This window comes from Pararhodobacter sp., assembly GCF_034676075.1.
GTDB lineage: Bacteria > Pseudomonadota > Alphaproteobacteria > Rhodobacterales > Rhodobacteraceae > Pararhodobacter.
This window is the reverse complement of sequence record NZ_JAUCCQ010000002.1, coordinates 109,926-128,423: the sequence shown is the minus strand read 5'-3', so window position 1 is coordinate 128,423 and position 18,498 is coordinate 109,926. Positions and strand designations below refer to the sequence as shown.

Below are 18,498 nucleotides of genomic sequence, written 5' to 3'. Positions count from 1 at the left end.
TATCGGTGGGTGAAGCCTCGGCCATCGCGGGCAATTCTGTCAAGTTCTTTTCGGAAGGGAAATTTCTGTTACAAATCGCACAAACGGCGCTAGGCTGTTTTCTGAGCACCAGGCCGGGACCCCGATGAACGACACGCCAGCGGATACTCCAGAGGCGCGCCTGCGCGCCGCCATGCCGGACCTGACCCGGGCCGAACGGCAGCTGGCCGCGCATATGCTGGGCAATTACCCGGTCGCCGTGCTGGGCTCGGTCGCCTCGGTGGCACGGGGGGCTGGGGTCAGCGGGCCGACCGTGGTGCGGCTGGTGCAGAAGCTGGGCTATTCCGGCTATCCCGAGTTTCAGGCCTCCCTGCGCGAGGAGGTCGGCGAGAAACTCGCCTCCCCCATCGCCAAGCGCGAGAAATGGGCGGGGGCGGGCGCCTCGGACCATGTGCTCGACGCTTTCGCGGCCAAGGTGGTGGAGAATGTGACCGCCACGCTGGGCCAGATCGACCACGCGGGCTTCGACGCGGTGACAGCGCTGCTGGCCGACCGCGAGCGGCGGATCGCCATGCTGGGTGGGCGGCTGACGCATCCGGTGGCGGAATACTTCGCCACCACCCTGCGCGTGACCCGGGGCGAGGTGAGCCTCTGGTCCAACCTGCCCAATTCCTGGCCGCCCGCGCTTTTGGACATGCGGGCGGGCGACGTGCTGGTCGCTTTCGACATCCGCCGCTACGAGGCCTCGGTCCTGCATATCGTCGAGATGGCGCGGGCGCAGGGGGCCGAGGTGGTGCTGATCACCGACCGCTGGGTTTCGCCCGCCGCGGCCCATGCGCAGCATATCCTGCCCTGCCATATCGAAGCGCCTTCTGCCTGGGATTCGATCACCGCGCTGGTCATGTTGGTCGAGGCGCTGCTCGCGGGTGTGCAGAACCGCAGTTGGGACGAGACGGCGGACCGGCTGCGGCGTATGGAGGCCCTGTATGCCCGCGCGCAACTCTTCCGCCGGGCGCGATAGGGGCGCGCCATGCATCCGATCCTGATCCTGATCAACCTGGCCGCGGCGGTGATGCTGCTGCTCTACGCCGTGCGCATGGTCCGTACCGGCATCGAGCGGGCGCATGGCGCGGCGCTCAGGGACCGCTTGCAGGGTGCCTCGGGCAACCGGGTGACGGCGGCGCTGGGCGGGATGGTGCTGGCGATGCTGTTGCAGAGCGCCACGGCGGTGGGCGTGCTGGCGGCGGGCTTTGCCGCCTCAGGCATCGTCACCGTGGCGACCGGGTTGGCGGCTTTGCTGGGCGCGGATCTGGGCTCGGCGCTGGTGGTGCGGCTGCTGGCGCTGGACCTGTCCGAACTGGTGCCGATCCTGATCCTGACCGGCTGCGTCCTGTTCCTGAAGGTCGAGGCGCGGCGCGCCAAGCAATACGGCCGCATCGTGCTGGGCGTCGGTTTCGTGCTGCTCAGCCTGCAGATGATCGGTCAGGCGACCCTGCCGATGCGGGAATCGGCGGCGCTGCCGGTCATCATGGATTACCTCGGCCGCGATGCGCTGATGTCCTTCCTCGTGGCGGCGCTGCTGGCGTGGCTGGTGCATTCCTCGGTCGCGACGGTCCTCTTGCTGGCGGCGCTGGCGCAGGGCGGCGGGCTGCCGATGACCGCGGCGCTGCCGATGCTCCTGGGCGCCAATGTCGGCGGCGCGGTGATCGCTGTCTGGCTGACGCGGGGCATGGACCCGGTCTCGCGCCGCATCCCGCTCGGCAACCTGATCCTGCGCGGGGCGGCGGCGCTGGTCCTGCTGTGGCTGGGCTGGATGACGGGCGCCGGGCTGCCCGCCTGGCTGGGCGAGGGGGCCTCGGTCCGCATCGTCAACGCGCATGTGGTCTTCAACGCGGTGATCGCTGTCTGCGCCCTGCCGCTGATCCGCCCGGCACTGTGGCTGGCCGAACGGCTGGCACCCGAGCAGCCACAGCCGGTGATCGCCGGGCAGCGGCGCAAGACGGCGCTGGACCGCGCCACGCTGGCTCTGCCGCAGCTGGCGCTGGCCTCGGCCAAGCGCGAACTGCTGCTGATGGGCGCCGCGCTGGAGGAAATGCTGCGCCCGGCGCCGCAGCTTCTGGACGGGGCGCCGCCCGACCTGCTGGCCGCGACCAGCGCGCTGGACGAGGAGATGAACCGCCGCCACGCCGATGTGAAGCTGTTCCTAGCCGCGCTGAACGAGGGCGGGCTGACGGCGGACGAGGCGCGGGAATCCTTGCATCTGACGGGGGTTGCGATCAATCTGGAATACGCGGGCGATATCGTCGCCAAATCGCTGCTTCCGGTGGCGCAGAAGAAGACGGCGAGCGGGCGCAGCTTCTCGGCCAAGGGGCGGGACGAACTCAGGGCCATGCATGCGCGGGTGCTGACCAACCTGCAACTGGCGATGAACGTGCTGATCTCGGGCGACCCGGACGCCGCGCGGCAATTGATGCGCGAGAAAGAGGTCATGCGGGCACTGGAGCGCGACAGCCATCAGGCGCATCTGGGGCGGCTGAGCGCTGGCAATGCCGAGAGCCTTGCCACCAGCCATTGGCATCTGGAGGCGCTCAGGGCCTACAAGGAGATCAACTCGCTGCTGGTTTCCGTGGCGCTGCCCATCCTGGAGGAACGCGGCGAGGTGCTGCGCTCGCGTCTGGCACCGGGTCAGTAGGGGACGAAGACCGCGACCAGCGCCGCCGCCAGCGCCAGCGCCGCGCCGAAGGGCACGCGGCCAAGGCGCCTGAGGCTGCGGCCCTTCACCAGCGCCCGCAGCACCGCGACGGCCAGCGCCGACAGGGCTGCCAGCAGGACGACCATGGGCAGGCGCGGGATGCCCAGCGCCAGGCCCAGCGCAGCCATGAGCAGCACGTCACCCAAGCCCATCCCCTGCCGCCCCGCCAGCCAGGCATAGGCCACACGGATCAGCCAGAAGGCCCCGCCCCCCGCCGCCGCCCCGGCCAGCGCGATGGTCAGCCGGTCCCCGGGCAACGGCCAGCCCAGCCCGTCGCCCGCCATCGCCATGCCGAAGCCCAGCGCGGCGTTGAGCGCCAGCAGCGGCAAGGGCAGGCGGAACCAGCGCAGATCCGCCACGGCCAGTGCCAGAAGGCTCCACATCCAGCCCGCCATCAGCAGGCCTCGCCAGGGATCCCATGCCAGCGCCCCCGCCGCCACGCCCATCAGCATGCCGACGATTTCGGCCTGCCACAGCACCGGCGGGATCGGCGCCTGACAATGGCGACAGCGCCCGCTGAGCAGCGGAAAGGACAGCAGCGGCACCAGCTCGGCCGCACCCAGCGCCGTGCCGCAGGACCGGCAGCGCGAGCGGCCGCGCACGAAGCCCTCGCCCCGCACCAGCCGCTCGGCCAGCAGCGCCGCGAACGAGCCCATGGCGGCGCCCAGAAGCCCCAGGAGGACGGCCAGCATCATGCGGGTGATGCGCCCGGTTGTCGCAGAGGGGAAGCGGCGCTAGGGTCGGAGGAGAACATCTCGTTCGGTTGTTGGTGATGTGATGGTAGCGAGTAGTAAAGCGCATTTCCCCGGCATGCGCGCGCGTAAAAACCGGGCCCTCAGACGGGACGCGGGGCTTACCCTGATCGAGCTCATGGTGGTGGTGGTGATCCTGGCTCTTTTGGCCGTGGTCATCGTGCCCCGGGTCATCGACCGGCCCGATCAGGCCCGTGCCGCCCGGGCGCAGGCCGATATCGCGGCGATCACCGCGGCGCTGGGCCTCTACCGGCTGGATACCGGCAGCCTGCCGACCACCGATCAGGGGCTGGCCGCGCTGGCTGCAAGGCCGACCGCCGCGCCCGTGCCGCAGAACTGGGCGCAAGGCGGGTATCTGGAGCGGGTGCCGGACGATCCCTGGGGACGGCCTTACCTCTATCTCTCACCCGGCGTGCACGGCGATTTCGACATCGTCAGCTACGGGGCGGACGGGCGCAGCGGGGGCAGCGGCGCGGATGCCGATATCACCAGCTGGCAGGGGCGGTAGCCGCCACCCCGCGCGGGGCTTCACGCTGATCGAACTGCTGGTTGTGGTGGCGATCGTCGCCATCCTGTCGCTGGGCGTCGGCCTTTCCGCCGGGGGCCTTTTCGCGCAGCCTGGGGCGGTCTCGGCGGCCGAGAGGCTGGTGCTGGCCGACCGGCGGGCCCGCGACCAGGCGCTTCTGGGGCGTGGCACGCTGGGCCTGTTCCCGCGGGAAGACGGCTGGACGCTGATGCGCCGCGACGGCCTGGCGTGGCAGGCGGAGGGCTCGACACTTTCCCTCGGCGCCGCGCGTCTGGTCTGGGAGGTCGCGGACCGTCCCTATCTGCCCAGCCTCGACAGCCCGGGCACGGAGGCCCCGCCCGTCCAGATCGCCGCCGATGGCGGCAGCACACCCTATGCGGTGACGATCCTCAGCGGCAGCGAGCGGCGGGTCTGCCGGGCGCCGGCCGGGGGGGTGCTGGCATGCGAGTGAGGGGCTTCACCCTGATCGAACTGGCGGTGGCGGTGGCGATCCTGGCGCTGGGCGCGGTTGCCGCCTATCGCAGCCTCGATCAGGCGCAGCGCGGCGTCGGCGGGCAGGTTGACCGGGCACTGGCCGCCGAGGTGGCGCTGAACCGCGCGGCCGAGTTGCGGCTCGACGGCATGCAGGCAGGCCGCCGCCTGCCCGACCGCGTGACCCAGGGCCGCATCGACTGGCATGTCTCGGTCGAGGAGGCGGCGACCGCTTCCGGGATGATCGAGGCGACGATCCTCGTCTCTGCTCCGAACCGTCCCGGCGCGCGCCTCGTCACCATCGTCGCGCGAGAGCGACCCTGATGCGGCGCGGCTTCACCCTGATCGAGCTGCTGGCGGCCATGGCGATCCTTGCCGTCGTCTCGATCATGGGGGTTCAGGCGCTGGGCGGTGTCTTCCAGCAGCGGGCGGTCCTGAACCGGGTCGATGACCGCTCGGCGGCGCTGATCCGCACGCTGTCGGCGCTGCGGCAGGATCTGGAGGCGGCGCTGCCGCCACCCATGACCGGCGACACCGTGACCGCCGGGATCGCCGTCGAGCCCGGCCGCCTGCGCTGGCTGCGGGGCGGGCTGGCCGATCTGCCCGGCGATCCCTCGACCGGGGCGGGAAGCGTGCTCTGGTCGGTGGCCGAGGGGCGGCTCAGCCGCCAGCTGAGCCGGATGCCGCAGGGCTCCGGCGGTCCGGCCCGGGTGATACTGGAGGGGGTGACGGCGCTTGCACTGGTGCCGCTGGGCCTGCCCGAGGGGGACGAGGCGGACCCCCGCCTGCTGGCGCCGGGCTACGAGGTGACGCTGGAAACGGCGCTCTGGGGCCGCCTCCGGCTGGTGGTGGCACGATGAGCAGCAATCGGGGGAGCCGCAATCCGGGGAGCCGCAATCGGGGCATGGCGCTGATCCAGGCGCTGCTGATCGTCGCTGCCATCGCCGCGGTGGCTGCGGCCCTGCTGCTGCGGGCCGAGGCCGCCCGCGCCCGGCTGGAATGGCGGTCCACCGGGGATCAGACGGCGCTCTACCTCGATGCCGGGGTTGCGGAGGTGCGGCGCCTCCTGCCCGCGCGGGGCGAGGTCCACCGCCGTCAGGACTGGGCGCAGCCACGGGACGGGGTGCCGCTCGACCGGGGCAGCCTGTCCTGGCGGGCCTTCGACCTTCAGGGGCGGTTCAACCTGAACCTGCTGCGCGGCGACCCGGACCAGCGGTATCAGGCCGCGTTCCGGCGCCTTGCCGCGGCGCAGGGCCTGTCCGAGGCAGCGCAGACCCGCGCCCTGACCGAGATCGCTGCCGCTGCCGAGGACTTGCTCCCCAGCGCCCCCCTGCTGCTGGGCGCGCTGGCGGGCGAGCCCGGGGCCTGGGCGACGCTCGCCCCGCTGATCGCCGCCTGGCCGGGCAGCGAGGCGATGAACATCAACACCCTGCCGCCGCCGGTGCTGGCCGCGCTGTTGCCCGAACTGGGGGGCTCCGGCCTCGACCTGCTGGTCCGGCGGCTGGAGAGTGACCCGGTGCCGAGCGCTGAGGTTCTCACTGCCTGGCTGCGCCAGCGGCTGGGCGAGCCTGCCGCCGAGGCGCTGGCGGCGGTGCGGCTGGGGGTCACGTCGCGGCGCTTCGTGCTGGAGGTCGAGGCGCGACTTGACAGCGTGGTGCTGCGCCGGTCTGCTGTTGTGGATACGGGCGGGGCCGAGGGGCCCGGCGCCGTGCTGTTGTCTGTACCAGGGCCCTGAGTATGCGTGACCCCGCCGCTGTCCGCCGCCCCTCGCCCGCGACCTGGCGGATCGGCGACGGGTTGCCGCCCGCTGGTCCCTTCATCGCGCTGGTCCCGGGGGCCGAGGCCCCACTCATCGCCCTGACCCTGCCCGCCGCACTGAAGGGCGTCGCGCGTGAGAATGTGGCGCGGCGGCAGGCGCTGGACCGGCTGGGGCCGGGGCTGGATGTGCGACCTGTGCGGCTGGACGGGGCCGGGGATTGGTCCCGCGTCGCCGTGGCCGAGCGGCTACAGGTCCTGCGCTGGCGCGGCGCGCTGGGTCCGGCCGCCTCCCGCTGCCGGGGGCTGGTGCCGGATTACCTGGCCCTGCCCGCAGCGCCCGGCCTCTGGGTCATCGAGGCGGATCGCGACGGCGTCATGGCGCGGCTGGGCCCGGCCGATGGCTTCGCCGCCGAGCCTGCGCTTGCTGGCCGCATGCTGACGCTGGCGCTGGCCGAGGCCCGGGCAGGCGGCGCGCTGCCCCAGGCGGTGCTCTTGCAGGGCGAGACGGCCTCGGCCTTTGCCCCGCTTTTCGAGGGCCTGACCCTCGTCTCGCGGTCCGCGGACCTGCCCGAGGGGCTGCACCCCCGGGTCATGGCGCTGGGTGAGGCGGCCGTCGATTTCGCCCGCGATCCCCGCGCCGATGCCGACGGGGTCGAGGCCCGGATCCGGCGTCTGGTCTGGCCCGTCCTGCTGGTGGTGCTGGGCGCCCTCGGCTGGGCCGCGGCGCAGCGTCTGGGCATTGCCCGCGACCGGGCCGCCGCCGCGGCGGTGCAGGCCGAGACGCTGGCGGCGGTACGGCGCGACCTGCTGCCCTCGGGTCCGATTCTGGATCTGGAGAGGCAGGTGATGCGCGAGATCGAGCGCCGCCGCGCCGCCGTCCTGCCCGCAGTCGCGGCGCAGGGGCCGCTGGACCTGCTGCGGCAGGCCGCGCCGGTCCTGGCCGGGGCCGAGGTTCAGGCGGTGACACTGGGTGCAGACGGGCTGTCGGTCGAGGTGAGCGTGGCGGATTTCCAGGCGCTCGACGCTGTGATCGGGGCGCTGGGCGCGGTGGGGCTGGTCGCCCGCCCCAGCCGCTCGGCCATCGACCCCGGGGGCGGGGTCGGCGCCACGCTGGCGCTGGAGGGGGCGCCATGATCGCCGGACTTGCCCGCCAGCTCGCCCGCCGCAGCCCGCGCGAGCGGCTGCTGCTGGCGCTGCTTCTCCTCGGGGCGCTGCCGCTTGCCTTCGTCGTGCTGCTGGCGCTGCCGCTGCTCGAGTCGCGCGCCGCTGCCGGTGCCGAGCTGGCTGCGGCCCGGGCCACGCAGGCCTGGTACATCGCCCGTCAGGGCGAGGTCGCGGCGCTGCCGGGCCCCGGCGGGGCTCCTTCCGGGCGTGCGGCCCCGGTGGGACTGGGCGGGATCGAGGCGCGGCTCTTCGCGGCGGGGCTGCGGCCCGCGGTGACGCTTCTGGCGAATGTCCCGGACGGGCGGGTGGCGCTGAGCCTGCAATCGGTCGCTTTCGCCGATCTGATGCCCTGGATCGAGGGGATCGGCGCGGCGGGATATGCCGTGGCGGCCCTCAGGCTGGAACGAACCGGCCCCGGCCGGGTTGAGGCGGATGTGCAACTGGAGCCGCTGCAATGATCCGCGCCTTCGCCGTCTTTCTGGGCCTCTGGCTGGGGCTGTGTCTGGCGCTCCTGTTCGGCGGCACGCTGGGCCATCTGCGGATGGTGAGCGAGCGGACCGGCTGGGCGCTGCCCGGCTGGGTCGCGGGGCTGGACGCGGACAGCGGCTTCACCCGGGGGCATGGCACGCTGGACGGGGCGGCGCTGGACTGGCGGCTGGCGGGCTGGGACGGGTTCGACATCAGCCTGAGCGGCCCGGGCTGGCAGGCGCGCGGCAGGGCGGAGCCCGAGGGCGCGGCGCTGCGGATCGGCGCGCTGAGCGGCACGCTGCCGCTGGAATGGCTCGGCGCGGGGCCGGGCATGCTGGCGCTGGAGGGCGGCGCGCTGTTGGTCGGGCTGGGCGGCGAGGTCCGCGAGGGGCGGATCGACGGGCAGGCGGGCGGCGCGGCGGTGACGCTGCTTCGGGAGGGGGGCGGCTGGCGGGTCGCTAACCGCTGACCAGCGCCTGCATGTCGAAGATCGGCAGCAGGATCGCCAGCACGATGGTCAGCACCATGCCGCCGACGATCACCATGCTGGCCGGTTCGATGATGACCGAGACGCGCTTGCGTTCGGTCCGGAGCCAGCTTTCCGCCAGCACCGCCGCCCGTTCCGTCATCGGCCCCAGCCGGGCCGAGGCCTCGCCCGCCTGCACCAATTGCCGGGCGACCGGGTGCAGGAACGGCAGCCGCGCCAGCGCCTGGCTGAGGCTTTCGCCGCGCTTCAGTGCCTCGCCCGCCTCCTCGGCGGCGGTCCGGTAGCGGGCGATGTCGAGCACCCCGGCCGAAAAGCGCAAGGCTTCGGTCAGCGGCAGGCGCGAGTTGATGACCACGGCCAGCGTCCGCAGGTACTGCGCCGCCGCCGCCATCCTGAGGAAGCGCCCGATCAGCGGCAGGCGCAGGAAGAATCCGTCGCGGCGGTCCCTGAGCGCGGGATTGCGGCTGATGGCGACCCACATGAGGACCAGTGCCGCCGCGCCCGCCAGCAGCAGCGGCCAGTGGCCCCGGATCCAGTCGACCAGCCCCATGATAGCGATGGTCAGGGGCGGCAGCGGGCGGCCCGACTCCTCGAACATCGCCACGATCTCGGGCGCGACGGTGGTCATCAGGATAGCGCAGACGACCACGGCGACGACGGTGACGAAGGCCGGATAGACCAGCGCCGAGGTGATCGCCGCGCGCTCCCCGGCCGAGGTTTCGAGGTGTTCCGCCAGCGTGTTGAAGACCGCGCCCAGATCGCCCGAGCGTTCCCCCGCCCGGACCGCCGCCGCGTACCAGGGCGGCAGGGCGCCCCCGGCGCGGCTGAGCGCATCGGCCATGGATTCGCCCTCCAGCAGGCCCGCGCGGGCCTCGGCCGCCAGCCGCTCGATCCGCGCCGCCCCGGCCGAACCCTGCACCGCCTCCAGGGCCGCATCGGCGGCCAGCCCCGCGCCCAAGAGGACCGCCATCTGCCGGGTGAAGACGCTGAGCAGATCGCGGTCGATCCGGCGTTCGCGGCGGCGGGTGCGGGTGGGGGCGGCGGCCTGTGCCTCCAAGGTCGAGGGCATTAGACCCAGCGCGGCGACGCGCTGCGAGGCGTCGGTTTCGTCCTCGGCCACCACCATCCCGCGCTTGCGTTTGCCGTCGGGCGTATAGGCGGTATAGGCGAAGGTCTTCACGGGGTATCCCCCAGCACCCGGCGCACCTCGGCCAGCGAGGTCCGGCACTCGGCCACCAGCGCCAAGGCGGATTGCATCAGCGAGGGGCGGGGACCGGCGGCCGCGCGCAGCCGGATTTCCCAGGCATCGTCGTCGATCGCGGCGCGCAGCCCCTCGTCTATTTCGAGGATATCGAAAATACCGACCCGGCCGGAAAACCCGGTGTTGTCGCAGGCCTCGCAGCCCGTGGGATGGGCGATCACGCCGGGAACCGGCAGACCATGGCCGCGGAACGGGGCGGCCTCGGCCTCGGTCGGGGCCTCGTGCCGGGCGCAGGCGGGGCAAAGGCGGCGGACGAGGCGCTGCGCCATCACGCCCCGCAGGGTGGCGGCGATCAGATAGCCCTCGACCCCCAGCTCGCGCAGCCGGACCACGGCGGACAGTGCGGAATTGGCGTGCAGCGAGGAAAACACCAGATGCCCGGTCAGCGCCGCCTCGCAGGCCACCTGCGCGGTCTCGCCGTCGCGGATCTCGCCCACCAGAATGACGTCCGGGTCCTGCCGCAAAATCGAGCGCAGGCCCCGGGCGAAGGTCAGCCCGATTTCGGGGTTCACGGGGGTCTGGCTGATGCCGGGCAGGTCGTATTCGACCGGATCTTCCACCGTCAGGATCGTCCGTTCCCGCCGGTCGGCCAGCCGCAGCAGTGAATAGAGCGTCGTCGTCTTGCCCGAGCCGGTCGGCCCGGTCGCCAGAATGATCCCGTTCGGCAGCGCCGCAAGCCGGTTCAGGCGGGCGGCGTTTTCTTCGCTGAGGCCCAGCCGGTCCAGCCCCATCAACCCGCCCGAGCGGTCGAGCAGGCGCATCACCACCCGCTCGCCATGATGGCCGGGCAGGGTGGAAAGGCGCAGGTCGATGGCCCGCCCGCCAAGGCGCAGCGCGATCCGCCCGTCCTGCGGCATGCGCGTCTCGGCGATGTCGAGCCCGGCCATGACCTTCAGCCGCGACACGACCCGCTTGGCGGGCACGTCGCGGCGGTCGAAGACACTCTGCATCGTGCCGTCGATCCGCATCCGGGCGCGCAAGCCGTCCTCGTGCGGTTCCAGATGCAGATCCGAGGCCGCGCCGCGCACAGCCTGCCGGAGCAGCTGGTTGACCAGCCGGATGACCGGGGCGTCCTCGGGCTCCTCCAGAATGTCGCGGGCGGCGCGCTGGGGGTTGTCCTCCAGATCGAAGGCGACCTCGCCGCCCTCCTCCTGCCCGGTGTCATAGAGCCGCGACAGGCGGGTCTGGAAGGCGTCCAGTTCCAGCGCTTCGGGGGCTACCGGGCACCCGGCGGCCCGGCGGGCGGCGCGGAGCCCGTTCATCGTCGCCTCCGGCCCCGTCAGCAGCGTGGTTTCGTCCAGCGCCACCTGATTGTCGCGGGCGAAGGCGAAGGGCAGACGCGCGCCGTTCATCCGCCTATTGACCCACGCCGACGTTCAGGCGCGGCGGCAGCGGCGGAAACAACCGCTCGCGCACCGCCTGATCGACATAGGTCTCGTCGAAAGGCTGGTTCAGGTCCACGCCGTCGAAGGGAAAGCCGGTGCGGCGGACCTGCGGATAAAGGCTGTCATTGTTGCGGGGCGCGATCTGGCGGCTGAGCGTCTCGCTCTGGCGGGCGATTTCCCGCGTGATGCGGGTGGCGTCGCGCTCGCTGCTGACCACGCGGGGGCGCAGCATGACCAGCAGCACGCGCTGCCCCTCCTGCACCGAGCGGCCGCGGAACAGGTTGCCCAGCAGGGGAATGTTGCTGAGGCCGGGCACGCGCTGGTTCTGCGCGGTCGAGCTGTCCTCGATCAGACCGCCGAGGATGATCACCTCACCATCGCCGACCAGCGCATTGGTCGACAGCCGGCGCCGGGCGGTGATCTCGCCCCCGGCGGCGGCGGTCGAGCCGGTGAGGTTCGACACCTCCTGCGCGATGGCCATCCGCACGGTGCCGTCATCGGTGATCTGTGGCGTCACCGTCAGGGTCAGGCCCACGTCCTGCCGCTCGATGGTCTGGAACGGGTCCTGCGCCGAGCCGCCCTGGGTCGAGGAATAGGAGCCGGTGACGAAGGGCACGTTCTGCGCCACGACGATTTCGGCCTCCTGATTGTTGAGCGTCAGCACCGCGGGGGTGCTCAGCAGCCGGGTGGTGCGTTCGCGGGCGATGGCGGTGATGAGCGCCGCGAAATTGCCGTCCGAGGCGGCGATATAGCCGCCATTGCCGGGGTTGGGCGTGCTGGTGCCGCCCGCCATCGCCTGCGAAATCAGCGTGATCAGCGAGGAACGGCCGTCCATGGCGAAGGACGTGCCGCCGCCGATGGCCTCGTTCAGAAGGCCGCCGAACTGCATCGAGAGGTCCGAGAAATTCTCGGCCGATATCTCGAATATCACCGCCTCGATCAGCACCTGCGCCGGGCGGATGTCCAGTGACTGCACCGCCTGGGCGATGGCGTCGACCCGGTCGCGGGGCGCGGTCACCAGGATCGAGTTGGTCTGCGGCTCGGCGACGATGGTGATCGCCGCCTCGCCCTCGCCCCCCGCGCCGATCGACTGGCGCAGCACCTCGGCCAGATCCGTCGCCTGGGCATAGCTCAGCCGCACCACGCGCGAGGTCGGGCGCTGCTGCGGCTGGTCCAGCTGATTGACCACGTTGCGCACCCGGTTGCGGAACTCGGCGGGACCGGCCACCACGATGGCATTGGCGCCGGTGTCGGCGGCAATGGTCCCGGCGCCGCCGGTGGCGGGCAGGGCGGCCTGCAACACGGCGATCATTTCGCCCGCCCGCGCGTAGTTCAGCGGGATCGTCTCGACCGAGCGGGTGCTGGCCTGCCCCAGCCGGGCGACAAGCGCCTCGATCCGGCCGATATTCTCGCTGCGGTCCGACAGGATCAGCAGCCCGGCCGAGGGTACGGGGGTCAGCACCGCCTCGGGCGCGATCAGGGGCTCGACCACGTCATAGACCTCGGTCAGGTCGCCGCCCGGAACCGGGATCACCCGCGTCTCATAGCTGCCCGGTCGCGGCACCCGCCCGGCGCCCGAGGCAAGGCTGGCCGCGGCGCTCATCGGCACGATGCGGTCGACGCCCTCGCCCTCGATGATGGTGAGGTTGTTGACCTCCAGCACGTTGAGGAAGATCTCGTACATCGCGGCGGGTGTCACCGGCACCGGCGCGAAGACCGAGACGCTGCCCTGCACATCGGGATCGACCAGGAAGTTGCGCCCGGTCTGTTCGCCCACCAGCTGGATGTAGTTGCGCAGGTCGACATCGCGCAGATCCAGCCTGAGCTGGGCTGCGGCGGGCTGCCCGAGGCCGAGAGCGAGGTACAGGCACAGAAGGAACAGGGTAATCAGACGGCACATGCGGCAATTGTTTCCGGAAAGGGGGCAGCGTCAACGGGTATCGCCGCCCGGTACAGGGCAAGGAACTCAGGAGGGGCTCATCGGGTCGGACCGGCGCTGGCGCGGCCGAAGCTGCCCGAGGGGCCGGGGGTTGGAAGATCGGGGCGGGTGCCCGGCGGCGGGTCGAGGTCGTCGAGCGGCGGGGCCCCGAAGGCGCCGTCGCCTTCGGCCGGGCTGACATCGAAGCGGTCGGTGGGCGCCCGGGCAGCGCTGCGCGGCGCGCCGCCATGGGCCGCGCCCCCGGCCGGTTGCCGGTCGTCCTGAAAGCCGATCACCACCTCCTCGCCGAAGACGTCGATGATGATGCCCCCGGCGGTGATCTCCAGCACTTCAGGGCCTTCGGGCAGCACCGAGCCGCGGCGAAGCACCATCGCGCCATCGGGCGACTCGAGCAGGGCGAACCCCTCGGAGTCGTCGGTGGCGACCGCAAGGCCGTGCAGGACATAGATACCGGGATCGAAGTCGGCGGCCGGGCGATAGGCGGGCTGCGGCGGCGGCGCGGATTGCGGCAGGGACGGTGGGGCGGCGACGGGCGCCCGGCCGAAAAGCGCGGCCCAGTCGCGCCCGGCCTCGGGCGGCGCGGGAGCTGTCCGGGCCTCGGCCGTGCGGGCCGCGACCGGGGGCAGGCGAGGGACAGGCGGGGCCGGCGCAAGGGCGGCGAGCGCGGCCAGTCCCAGACCCAGCCCGCCGACCGCCGCCGCCGGGAGCAGCAGCAGCGCCGAGGCCCCGCCACCGGCTGGCGCGGGCGCAGGGGCAGGCGTCAGGCGGGCGGATGGGGCAGGGGTCATGCGCGATCAGCCTCAGGGTGTTTTTCTGGACATTATTCGCCTTTCAGCTTAGCATGAAATGAAAATCAGGGTGAGTTCTGTGTTCCAGTTTCCTGTGTACCTGAGCGGCGTTGCCGCGCTCTGTGGGGTCATGGCGCTCGCCTCGTGCGAGAACGCGGGAACCCTTGCCGGTGGCGGCGCCGAATCCGATTATCTGGTCGCCCGGCAGGCGCTGGAATCCGGCAATTACGACATCGCAATCCGCACCTATGGCCGCCTGATGGGAAGGGTCGATGCCAGCGCCGCCTCCCGGTTGCAGTTGGACTATGCCCATGCCCTGCTGCGCGGCAACCGTTTTGACGAGGCTGTGGCGGCCACCGATCCGCTGATCGCGCGGCAGGAGGGGGCGATCCGCCTCTCGGCGCTGGCAGTGCGTGGCACCGCCCGGCACGAGGAAGCCCGCCGCCAGATCGACGCGGGCCGGGGCACGCCAGCCACGCGGGCGCTGCTGATGGCGGCGCAGTCCGACCTCACCGCCACCCTGCAGGCGCCGGAACCGCTGGATGCCACGGGCGCGATGCGGGCGCGGCTGGATCTGATCGCGGCGGATCTCGCCCGGCTGGGTTGAGGCGGGGCAGACGCCGCCGGGGTGCCGGTCGCTTCGGGGTGAGACGTCGATCGCGCCGTTGCCGCAACCCGCGATTGCCGGTGCGTCAGCCCGCGCGTTCATTGCGGCACGCAGGCTTTCCGCCTGCGCGCCCGGAACCGCAAGTCCTGCGGCCCAAGGGAGTCCGCGACGGGGCCGCGCTCAGGCGGCGGCGGGGCGCCGGATCAGCGGCGCGGCTTCCAGCACCAGCGGCGCGAAGCCTTCGCCGCCCGCGTCGAGCAGCTCGAAGAACTGGCGGCGCATCCGCGGTTCCCAGAAGTCGTTGATATGCGCGGCAAGGCCCGAGACGCCCTCGTCATGCGGCTTCGAGGTCATGAAGGCGGCGATCTGGTTCGCCATGCGGGTGATCTTGTCAGCGGACATGGGATTGCTCCGTCTCGATGCGGTCGGTGTGAGTGAAGGCCTCGAACCTCTCGGGGCGGGCCTGGGCGATGAGGGTAAGGCCGAGCTGGTCGGCGAGGTCCACGGCATCGGCGGTGGGCGATGAGACGGCGATCAGCACCGGCGCCCCCAGCGCCGCCACCTTCTGCACGAGGTCGATGGACACGCGCGAGGTCAGGACCACGGCGCCCTTCGTAGGATGGGCAATATTGCCCATCCTGCCCGAGACCAGCGCCCCGACCAGCTTGTCGAGCGCGTTGTGCCGCCCGACATCCTCGCGCGCGGCAACCATCCGCGTCCCGTCCCAGAACCCCGCACAATGCGCCGAGCGGGTCAGGTCATGCAGCGCCTGCTGGCCGGGCAGGGCGGCCACGGCGGCCATGATCTGCGTCGGCGTCAGCCGGTAGCCGCCATAGGGCAGCGGCGCCATCTCGCGCATCGCCTGTTCCAGGCTGTCGATCCCGCAAAGGCCGCAGCCCACCGGTCCCGCCATGACCCGGCGGCGTTCCTTCAGCCGGGCCTCGGCGGCGTCGCAGACCCAGAGTTGCACGTCGAGGCCCTTCTCGGTCTCGACCACCTCCAGGCTCTCGATCTCGTCGGGTTGCGCCAGACCTTCGGTCAGCGCGAACCCATAGGCAAAATCCTCGAGGTCATCGGGTGTCGCCATCATCACCGCCTGCGTCGAGCCGTTGAAGGTCAGCGCGACGGCGACCTCCTCGGGCAGGACGCGTTCGCCCGGCACGATCCCCCCCTGGGGGGAGGTGCCGAACGCCAGGCGGGGACGGGAGCGGGCACCCAGCATGACCTTACTCGGCGGCCGGCAGGATGCGGCGGGATTGCTCGGCCTGGGCCGCGTACTCCTCCTGCCATTGCGAGGGCCCGTTCGAGGGCGAGACCTGCACCGCCGTCACCTTGTATTCCGGGCAGTTGGTGGCCCAGTCCGAGAAATCGGTGGTGACGACGTTGGCCTGCGTGTCCGGGTGGTGGAAGGTGGTGTAGACCACCCCAGGCGAGACCTTGTCGGTGATCGTCGCGCGCAGCGTGGTTTCCCCCGAGCGCGAGGCGAGCCGCACGTAATCCCCGTCCCGGATGCCGCGATTCTCGGCGTCGTGGGGGTGGATTTCCAGCAGGTCCTGGTCGTGCCAGACGACGTTGGCGGTACGCCGCGTCTGGGCGCCGACGTTGTACTGGCTGAGGATCCGGCCGGTGGTCAAGAGGAGCGGGAAGCGCGGTCCGGTCTTCTCATCCGTCGCCACGTATTCGGTGCGGATGAACTTGCCCTTGCCGCGGACGAAGCCGTTCACGTGCATGGTCGGCGTGCCCTCGGGCGCCTTTTCGTTGCAGGGCCATTGCACCGAGTTCTTTTCCTCGAGCACGTCATAGCTGACCCCGGCGAACGAGGGCGTCAGCAGCGCGATCTCGTCCATGATCTGGCTGGGATGGGCGTAGTTCCAGTTGGCGCCCATCGCATTGGCCAGCATCTGGGTGACTTCCCAATCCTCGTAGCCGTTCTTCGGCGCCATCACCTTGCGCACCAGGTTGATGCGGCGCTCGGCGTTGGTGAAGGTCCCGTTCTTCTCGAGGAAGGTCGAGCCCGGCAGGAAGACATGCGCGTAATTCGCCGTCTCGTTGAGGAAGAGGTCATGCACGATGACGCAATCCATCGCCGCAAGGCCCGCCGCCACATGCTTGGTGTCGGGGTCGGATTGCAGGATGTCTTCGCCCTGGCAATAGAGGCCCTTGAAGCTGCCCTCGACCGCCGCGTCCAGCATGTTGGGGATGCGCAGGCCCGGCTCGTTGTCGATCTCGACGCCCCAGGCCCCTTTGAAAAGCGCGCGCACGTCGTCGTTCTTGACGTGGCGATAGCCCGGCAGTTCGTGCGGGAACGAGCCCATGTCGCACGAGCCCTGCACGTTGTTCTGGCCGCGCAGCGGGTTCACGCCGACACCCGGCCGGCCGATGTTGCCGGTCAGCATGGCGAGGTTGGCGATGCCGATGACGGTGGTCGAGCCCTGGCTGTGCTCGGTCACGCCCAGCCCGTAATAGATCGCACCGTTGCCGCCGGTGGCATAGAGCCGCGCGGCTTCGCGCACCGTCTCGGCCGGAACGCCGGTCAGCGATTCGACCGCCTCGGGCGCATGATGCGGCTGGCTGACGAATTCGGCGTAATCTTGGAATTCGTCCCAGTCGCAGCGCTCGCGGATGAAGGCCTCGTTCATCAGGCCTTCGGTCACGATCACATGCGCCAGCGCGGTCACGACGGCCACGTTGGTGCCCGGGCGCAGCGGCAGGTGATGCGTCGCATTGGCATGCGGCGCCTCGACCGTTTCGGTGCGGCGCGGATCGACGACGATCAGCTTGGCACCGGCGCGGATGCGTTTCTTCATCCGGCTGGCGAAGACCGGGTGCGCGGCGCTCGGGTTGGCGCCGATCACCATGATCACGTCCGAATGCTCGACGCTGTCGAAGTTCTGCGTCCCGGCCGAGGTGCCATAGGTCTGGCCCAGGCCGTAGCCGGTCGGCGAATGGCAGACGCGAGCGCAGGTATCGGTGTTGTTGTTGCGGAACACCGCGCGGGTCAGCTTCTGCACGAGGTAGGTTTCCTCGTTGGTGCAGCGGCTGGAGGTGATCACGCCCACGGACTGGCGCCCATGTTCGGCAATGATGCCCTTCATGCGGTTGGCGGCAAAGCCCAGCGCCTCGTCCCAGCTGACTTCGCGCCAGGGATCGGTGATCTTGTCTCGGATCATCGGGTTGAGGATCCGCTCCTTGTGGGTGGCATAGCCCCAGGCGAAGCGGCCCTTGACGCAGCTGTGGCCGCGGTTGGCCTTGCCGTCCTTGTGCGGGACCATGCGCACCAGCTCATCGCCGCGCAGCTCCGCCTTGAACGAGCAGCCGACGCCGCAATAGGCGCAGGTGGTGATGACCGAGCGTTCGGGCGTGCCGATCTCGACCACCGATTTTTCCACCAGCGTCGCCGTCGGGCAGGCCTGCACACAGGCGCCGCAGCTGACGCAATCCGACGATAGGAAGGTATCGCCCGACATGCCCGCCGAGACGCGGCTGTCAAAGCCCCGGCCCTGAATGGTAAGCGCGAAGGTGCCCTGCACCTCTTCGCAGGCGCGCACGCAGCGCGAGCAGACGATGCATTTGGACGGATCGTAGTCGAAATAGGGGTTCGACGTGTCCTTGGCCATGTATTGCGGGTTGGCCTCGCCGTTGTGGCGCGGGCGGAAATGGGTGTCGACGGCGTCATAGCGCACGTCGCGCAGGCCCACGGCCCCGGCCATGTCCTGCAATTCGCAATCGCCATTGGCGGCGCAGGTCAGGCAGTCGAGCGGGTGGTCCGAGATGTAAAGCTCCATCACCCCCTTGCGCAGCCGCTTCAGCGTCTCGTTCTGGGTGTGGACCTTCAGCCCCTCGGCCACCGGCGTGGTGCAGGAGGCGGGGGTGCCGTTGCGGCCGTCGATCTGCACCAGGCACAGGCGGCACGAGCCGAAGGCCTCGACGCTATCGGTGGCGCAGAGCTTGGGGATCTGGATCCCGGCCAGCGAGGCGGCGCGCATGATCGAGGTGCCTTCGGGCACCGTCACGTCGAAACCGTCGATGGTCAGCGTGACCTGCTTTTCCGACCGCGAGGCAGGGGTGCCGTAGTCGCGATCGTCCCAGGGAATGATGAAATCCTTCATGGCGTGGTCTCCCCTTGGGGTTTGGCTTTTGGCTTGGGGCAGCGGGCGATCA

The 18,498-nt window shown here is 71.2% G+C and carries 19 protein-coding genes; 11 read left to right on the top strand and 8 right to left on the bottom strand.

The features are described 5' to 3' along the window. Positions 1-124: 124 nt before the first annotated feature. Positions 125-1,000, top strand: a complete 876-nt coding sequence (locus tag VDQ18_RS01980) for a MurR/RpiR family transcriptional regulator (protein ID WP_323019341.1) — start codon at positions 125-127, stop codon at positions 998-1,000. 9 nt (positions 1,001-1,009) lie between these two features. After that, entirely contained in the window at positions 1,010-2,671 is a 1,662-nt protein-coding gene (locus VDQ18_RS01975) for a Na/Pi cotransporter family protein (protein ID WP_323019340.1), read from the top strand. Here VDQ18_RS01975 and VDQ18_RS01970 read toward each other — a convergent pair. Continuing rightward, complete coding sequence (locus VDQ18_RS01970; RefSeq protein ID WP_323019339.1) at positions 2,665-3,426, bottom strand: prepilin peptidase; 762 nt, start codon at positions 3,424-3,426, stop codon at positions 2,665-2,667. The two genes, VDQ18_RS01975 and VDQ18_RS01970, sit on opposite strands and share 7 nt — an antisense overlap. A 115-nt stretch (positions 3,427-3,541) precedes the next feature. Here VDQ18_RS01970 and gspG point away from each other — a divergent pair, with 115 nt between their 5' ends. From gspG to VDQ18_RS01930, 8 genes are read left to right on the top strand one after another with little or no spacing between them, the layout of a single operon-like run. After that, a complete protein-coding gene (gspG, locus tag VDQ18_RS01965; protein ID WP_323019338.1) occupies positions 3,542-3,991 on the top strand; it encodes a type II secretion system major pseudopilin GspG in 450 nt (149 codons plus the stop codon). Continuing rightward, entirely contained in the window at positions 3,960-4,460 is a 501-nt protein-coding gene (locus VDQ18_RS01960) for a GspH/FimT family pseudopilin (protein WP_323019337.1), read from the top strand. The genes gspG and VDQ18_RS01960 overlap by 32 nt, the downstream gene beginning before the upstream one ends. Next, complete coding sequence (gene gspI, locus VDQ18_RS01955; RefSeq protein ID WP_323019336.1) at positions 4,451-4,804, top strand: type II secretion system minor pseudopilin GspI; 354 nt, start codon at positions 4,451-4,453, stop codon at positions 4,802-4,804. The genes VDQ18_RS01960 and gspI overlap by 10 nt, the downstream gene beginning before the upstream one ends. Continuing rightward, entirely contained in the window at positions 4,804-5,340 is a 537-nt protein-coding gene (locus tag VDQ18_RS01950; protein ID WP_323019335.1) for a prepilin-type N-terminal cleavage/methylation domain-containing protein, read from the top strand. The genes gspI and VDQ18_RS01950 overlap by 1 nt, the downstream gene beginning before the upstream one ends. 44 nt (positions 5,341-5,384) lie before the next feature. After that, positions 5,385-6,215: a hypothetical protein gene (locus tag VDQ18_RS01945; RefSeq protein WP_323019334.1), complete on the top strand. Its 831-nt coding sequence runs from the start codon at positions 5,385-5,387 to the stop codon at positions 6,213-6,215. 2 nt (positions 6,216-6,217) lie between these two features. After that, the gene (locus VDQ18_RS01940) at positions 6,218-7,372 is read left to right on the top strand and encodes a hypothetical protein (RefSeq protein ID WP_323019333.1); all 1,155 of its coding nucleotides are present in this window, start codon (positions 6,218-6,220) and stop codon (positions 7,370-7,372) included. After that, on the top strand, positions 7,369-7,860 hold the full coding sequence (gene gspM, locus VDQ18_RS01935; protein ID WP_323019332.1) for a type II secretion system protein GspM: 492 nt from the start codon (positions 7,369-7,371) through the stop codon (positions 7,858-7,860). The genes VDQ18_RS01940 and gspM overlap by 4 nt, the downstream gene beginning before the upstream one ends. Continuing rightward, positions 7,857-8,339: a hypothetical protein gene (locus VDQ18_RS01930; RefSeq protein WP_323019331.1), complete on the top strand. Its 483-nt coding sequence runs from the start codon at positions 7,857-7,859 to the stop codon at positions 8,337-8,339. The genes gspM and VDQ18_RS01930 overlap by 4 nt, the downstream gene beginning before the upstream one ends. Here VDQ18_RS01930 and VDQ18_RS01925 read toward each other — a convergent pair. From VDQ18_RS01925 to VDQ18_RS01910, 4 genes are all read right to left on the bottom strand, one after another. After that, complete coding sequence (locus VDQ18_RS01925) at positions 8,329-9,537, bottom strand: type II secretion system F family protein (protein ID WP_323019330.1); 1,209 nt, start codon at positions 9,535-9,537, stop codon at positions 8,329-8,331. The two genes, VDQ18_RS01930 and VDQ18_RS01925, sit on opposite strands and share 11 nt — an antisense overlap. Next, positions 9,534-10,970 (bottom strand): GspE/PulE family protein, encoded by a 1,437-nt coding sequence (locus tag VDQ18_RS01920; protein ID WP_323019329.1) that lies wholly within the window; start codon positions 10,968-10,970, stop codon positions 9,534-9,536. Before VDQ18_RS01920 ends, VDQ18_RS01925 begins: the two co-directional genes overlap by 4 nt. A 4-nt stretch (positions 10,971-10,974) precedes the next feature. Further along, positions 10,975-12,903, bottom strand: coding sequence for a secretin N-terminal domain-containing protein (locus VDQ18_RS01915; protein WP_323019328.1), 1,929 nt, complete (start codon positions 12,901-12,903; stop codon positions 10,975-10,977). A 77-nt stretch (positions 12,904-12,980) separates the two neighbouring features. Further along, entirely contained in the window at positions 12,981-13,730 is a 750-nt protein-coding gene (locus VDQ18_RS01910) for a hypothetical protein (protein WP_323019327.1), read from the bottom strand. A 79-nt stretch (positions 13,731-13,809) separates the two neighbouring features. Between VDQ18_RS01910 and VDQ18_RS01905 the strand changes: the two genes are divergently transcribed. Beyond that, a complete protein-coding gene (locus VDQ18_RS01905; protein ID WP_323019326.1) occupies positions 13,810-14,337 on the top strand; it encodes a hypothetical protein in 528 nt (175 codons plus the stop codon). Positions 14,338-14,517: 180 nt separating this feature from the next. On the opposite strand, the gene VDQ18_RS01900 is transcribed toward VDQ18_RS01905, so the two are convergent. The 3 genes from VDQ18_RS01900 to fdhF are packed head-to-tail and all read right to left on the bottom strand — an operon-like array spanning position 14,518 to position 18,446. Then, positions 14,518-14,739 (bottom strand): formate dehydrogenase subunit delta, encoded by a 222-nt coding sequence (locus VDQ18_RS01900; protein WP_323019325.1) that lies wholly within the window; start codon positions 14,737-14,739, stop codon positions 14,518-14,520. Continuing rightward, positions 14,729-15,559, bottom strand: coding sequence for a formate dehydrogenase accessory sulfurtransferase FdhD (fdhD, locus tag VDQ18_RS01895; protein ID WP_416235078.1), 831 nt, complete (start codon positions 15,557-15,559; stop codon positions 14,729-14,731). The genes VDQ18_RS01900 and fdhD overlap by 11 nt, the downstream gene beginning before the upstream one ends. A gap of 4 nt (positions 15,560-15,563) precedes the next feature. Continuing rightward, on the bottom strand, positions 15,564-18,446 hold the full coding sequence (gene fdhF / locus VDQ18_RS01890) for a formate dehydrogenase subunit alpha (RefSeq protein WP_323019323.1): 2,883 nt from the start codon (positions 18,444-18,446) through the stop codon (positions 15,564-15,566). Between the last annotated feature and the right edge of the window lie 52 nt (positions 18,447-18,498).

Excerpts from the sequence above, each read along its gene's own strand:
- VDQ18_RS01980 (WP_323019341.1), top strand. The coding sequence starts at position 125 with ATGAACGACACGCCAGCGGATACTCCAGAGGCGCGCCTGCGCGCCGCC.
- VDQ18_RS01975 (WP_323019340.1), top strand. The coding sequence starts at position 1,010 with ATGCATCCGATCCTGATCCTGATCAACCTGGCCGCGGCGGTGATGCTG.
- VDQ18_RS01970 (WP_323019339.1), bottom strand. The coding sequence starts at position 3,426 with ATGATGCTGGCCGTCCTCCTGGGGCTTCTGGGCGCCGCCATGGGCTCG.
- gspG (WP_323019338.1), top strand. The coding sequence starts at position 3,542 with ATGCGCGCGCGTAAAAACCGGGCCCTCAGACGGGACGCGGGGCTTACC.
- VDQ18_RS01960 (WP_323019337.1), top strand. The coding sequence starts at position 3,960 with ATGCCGATATCACCAGCTGGCAGGGGCGGTAGCCGCCACCCCGCGCGG.
- gspI (WP_323019336.1), top strand. The coding sequence starts at position 4,451 with ATGCGAGTGAGGGGCTTCACCCTGATCGAACTGGCGGTGGCGGTGGCG.
- VDQ18_RS01950 (WP_323019335.1), top strand. The coding sequence starts at position 4,804 with ATGCGGCGCGGCTTCACCCTGATCGAGCTGCTGGCGGCCATGGCGATC.
- VDQ18_RS01945 (WP_323019334.1), top strand. The coding sequence starts at position 5,385 with ATGGCGCTGATCCAGGCGCTGCTGATCGTCGCTGCCATCGCCGCGGTG.
- VDQ18_RS01940 (WP_323019333.1), top strand. The coding sequence starts at position 6,218 with ATGCGTGACCCCGCCGCTGTCCGCCGCCCCTCGCCCGCGACCTGGCGG.
- gspM (WP_323019332.1), top strand. The coding sequence starts at position 7,369 with ATGATCGCCGGACTTGCCCGCCAGCTCGCCCGCCGCAGCCCGCGCGAG.
- VDQ18_RS01930 (WP_323019331.1), top strand. The coding sequence starts at position 7,857 with ATGATCCGCGCCTTCGCCGTCTTTCTGGGCCTCTGGCTGGGGCTGTGT.
- VDQ18_RS01920 (WP_323019329.1), bottom strand. The coding sequence starts at position 10,970 with ATGAACGGCGCGCGTCTGCCCTTCGCCTTCGCCCGCGACAATCAGGTG.
- VDQ18_RS01915 (WP_323019328.1), bottom strand. The coding sequence starts at position 12,903 with ATGTGCCGTCTGATTACCCTGTTCCTTCTGTGCCTGTACCTCGCTCTC.
- VDQ18_RS01910 (WP_323019327.1), bottom strand. The coding sequence starts at position 13,730 with ATGACCCCTGCCCCATCCGCCCGCCTGACGCCTGCCCCTGCGCCCGCG.
- VDQ18_RS01900 (WP_323019325.1), bottom strand. The coding sequence starts at position 14,739 with ATGTCCGCTGACAAGATCACCCGCATGGCGAACCAGATCGCCGCCTTC.
- fdhD (WP_416235078.1), bottom strand. The coding sequence starts at position 15,559 with ATGCTGGGTGCCCGCTCCCGTCCCCGCCTGGCGTTCGGCACCTCCCCC.
- fdhF (WP_323019323.1), bottom strand. The coding sequence starts at position 18,446 with ATGAAGGATTTCATCATTCCCTGGGACGATCGCGACTACGGCACCCCT.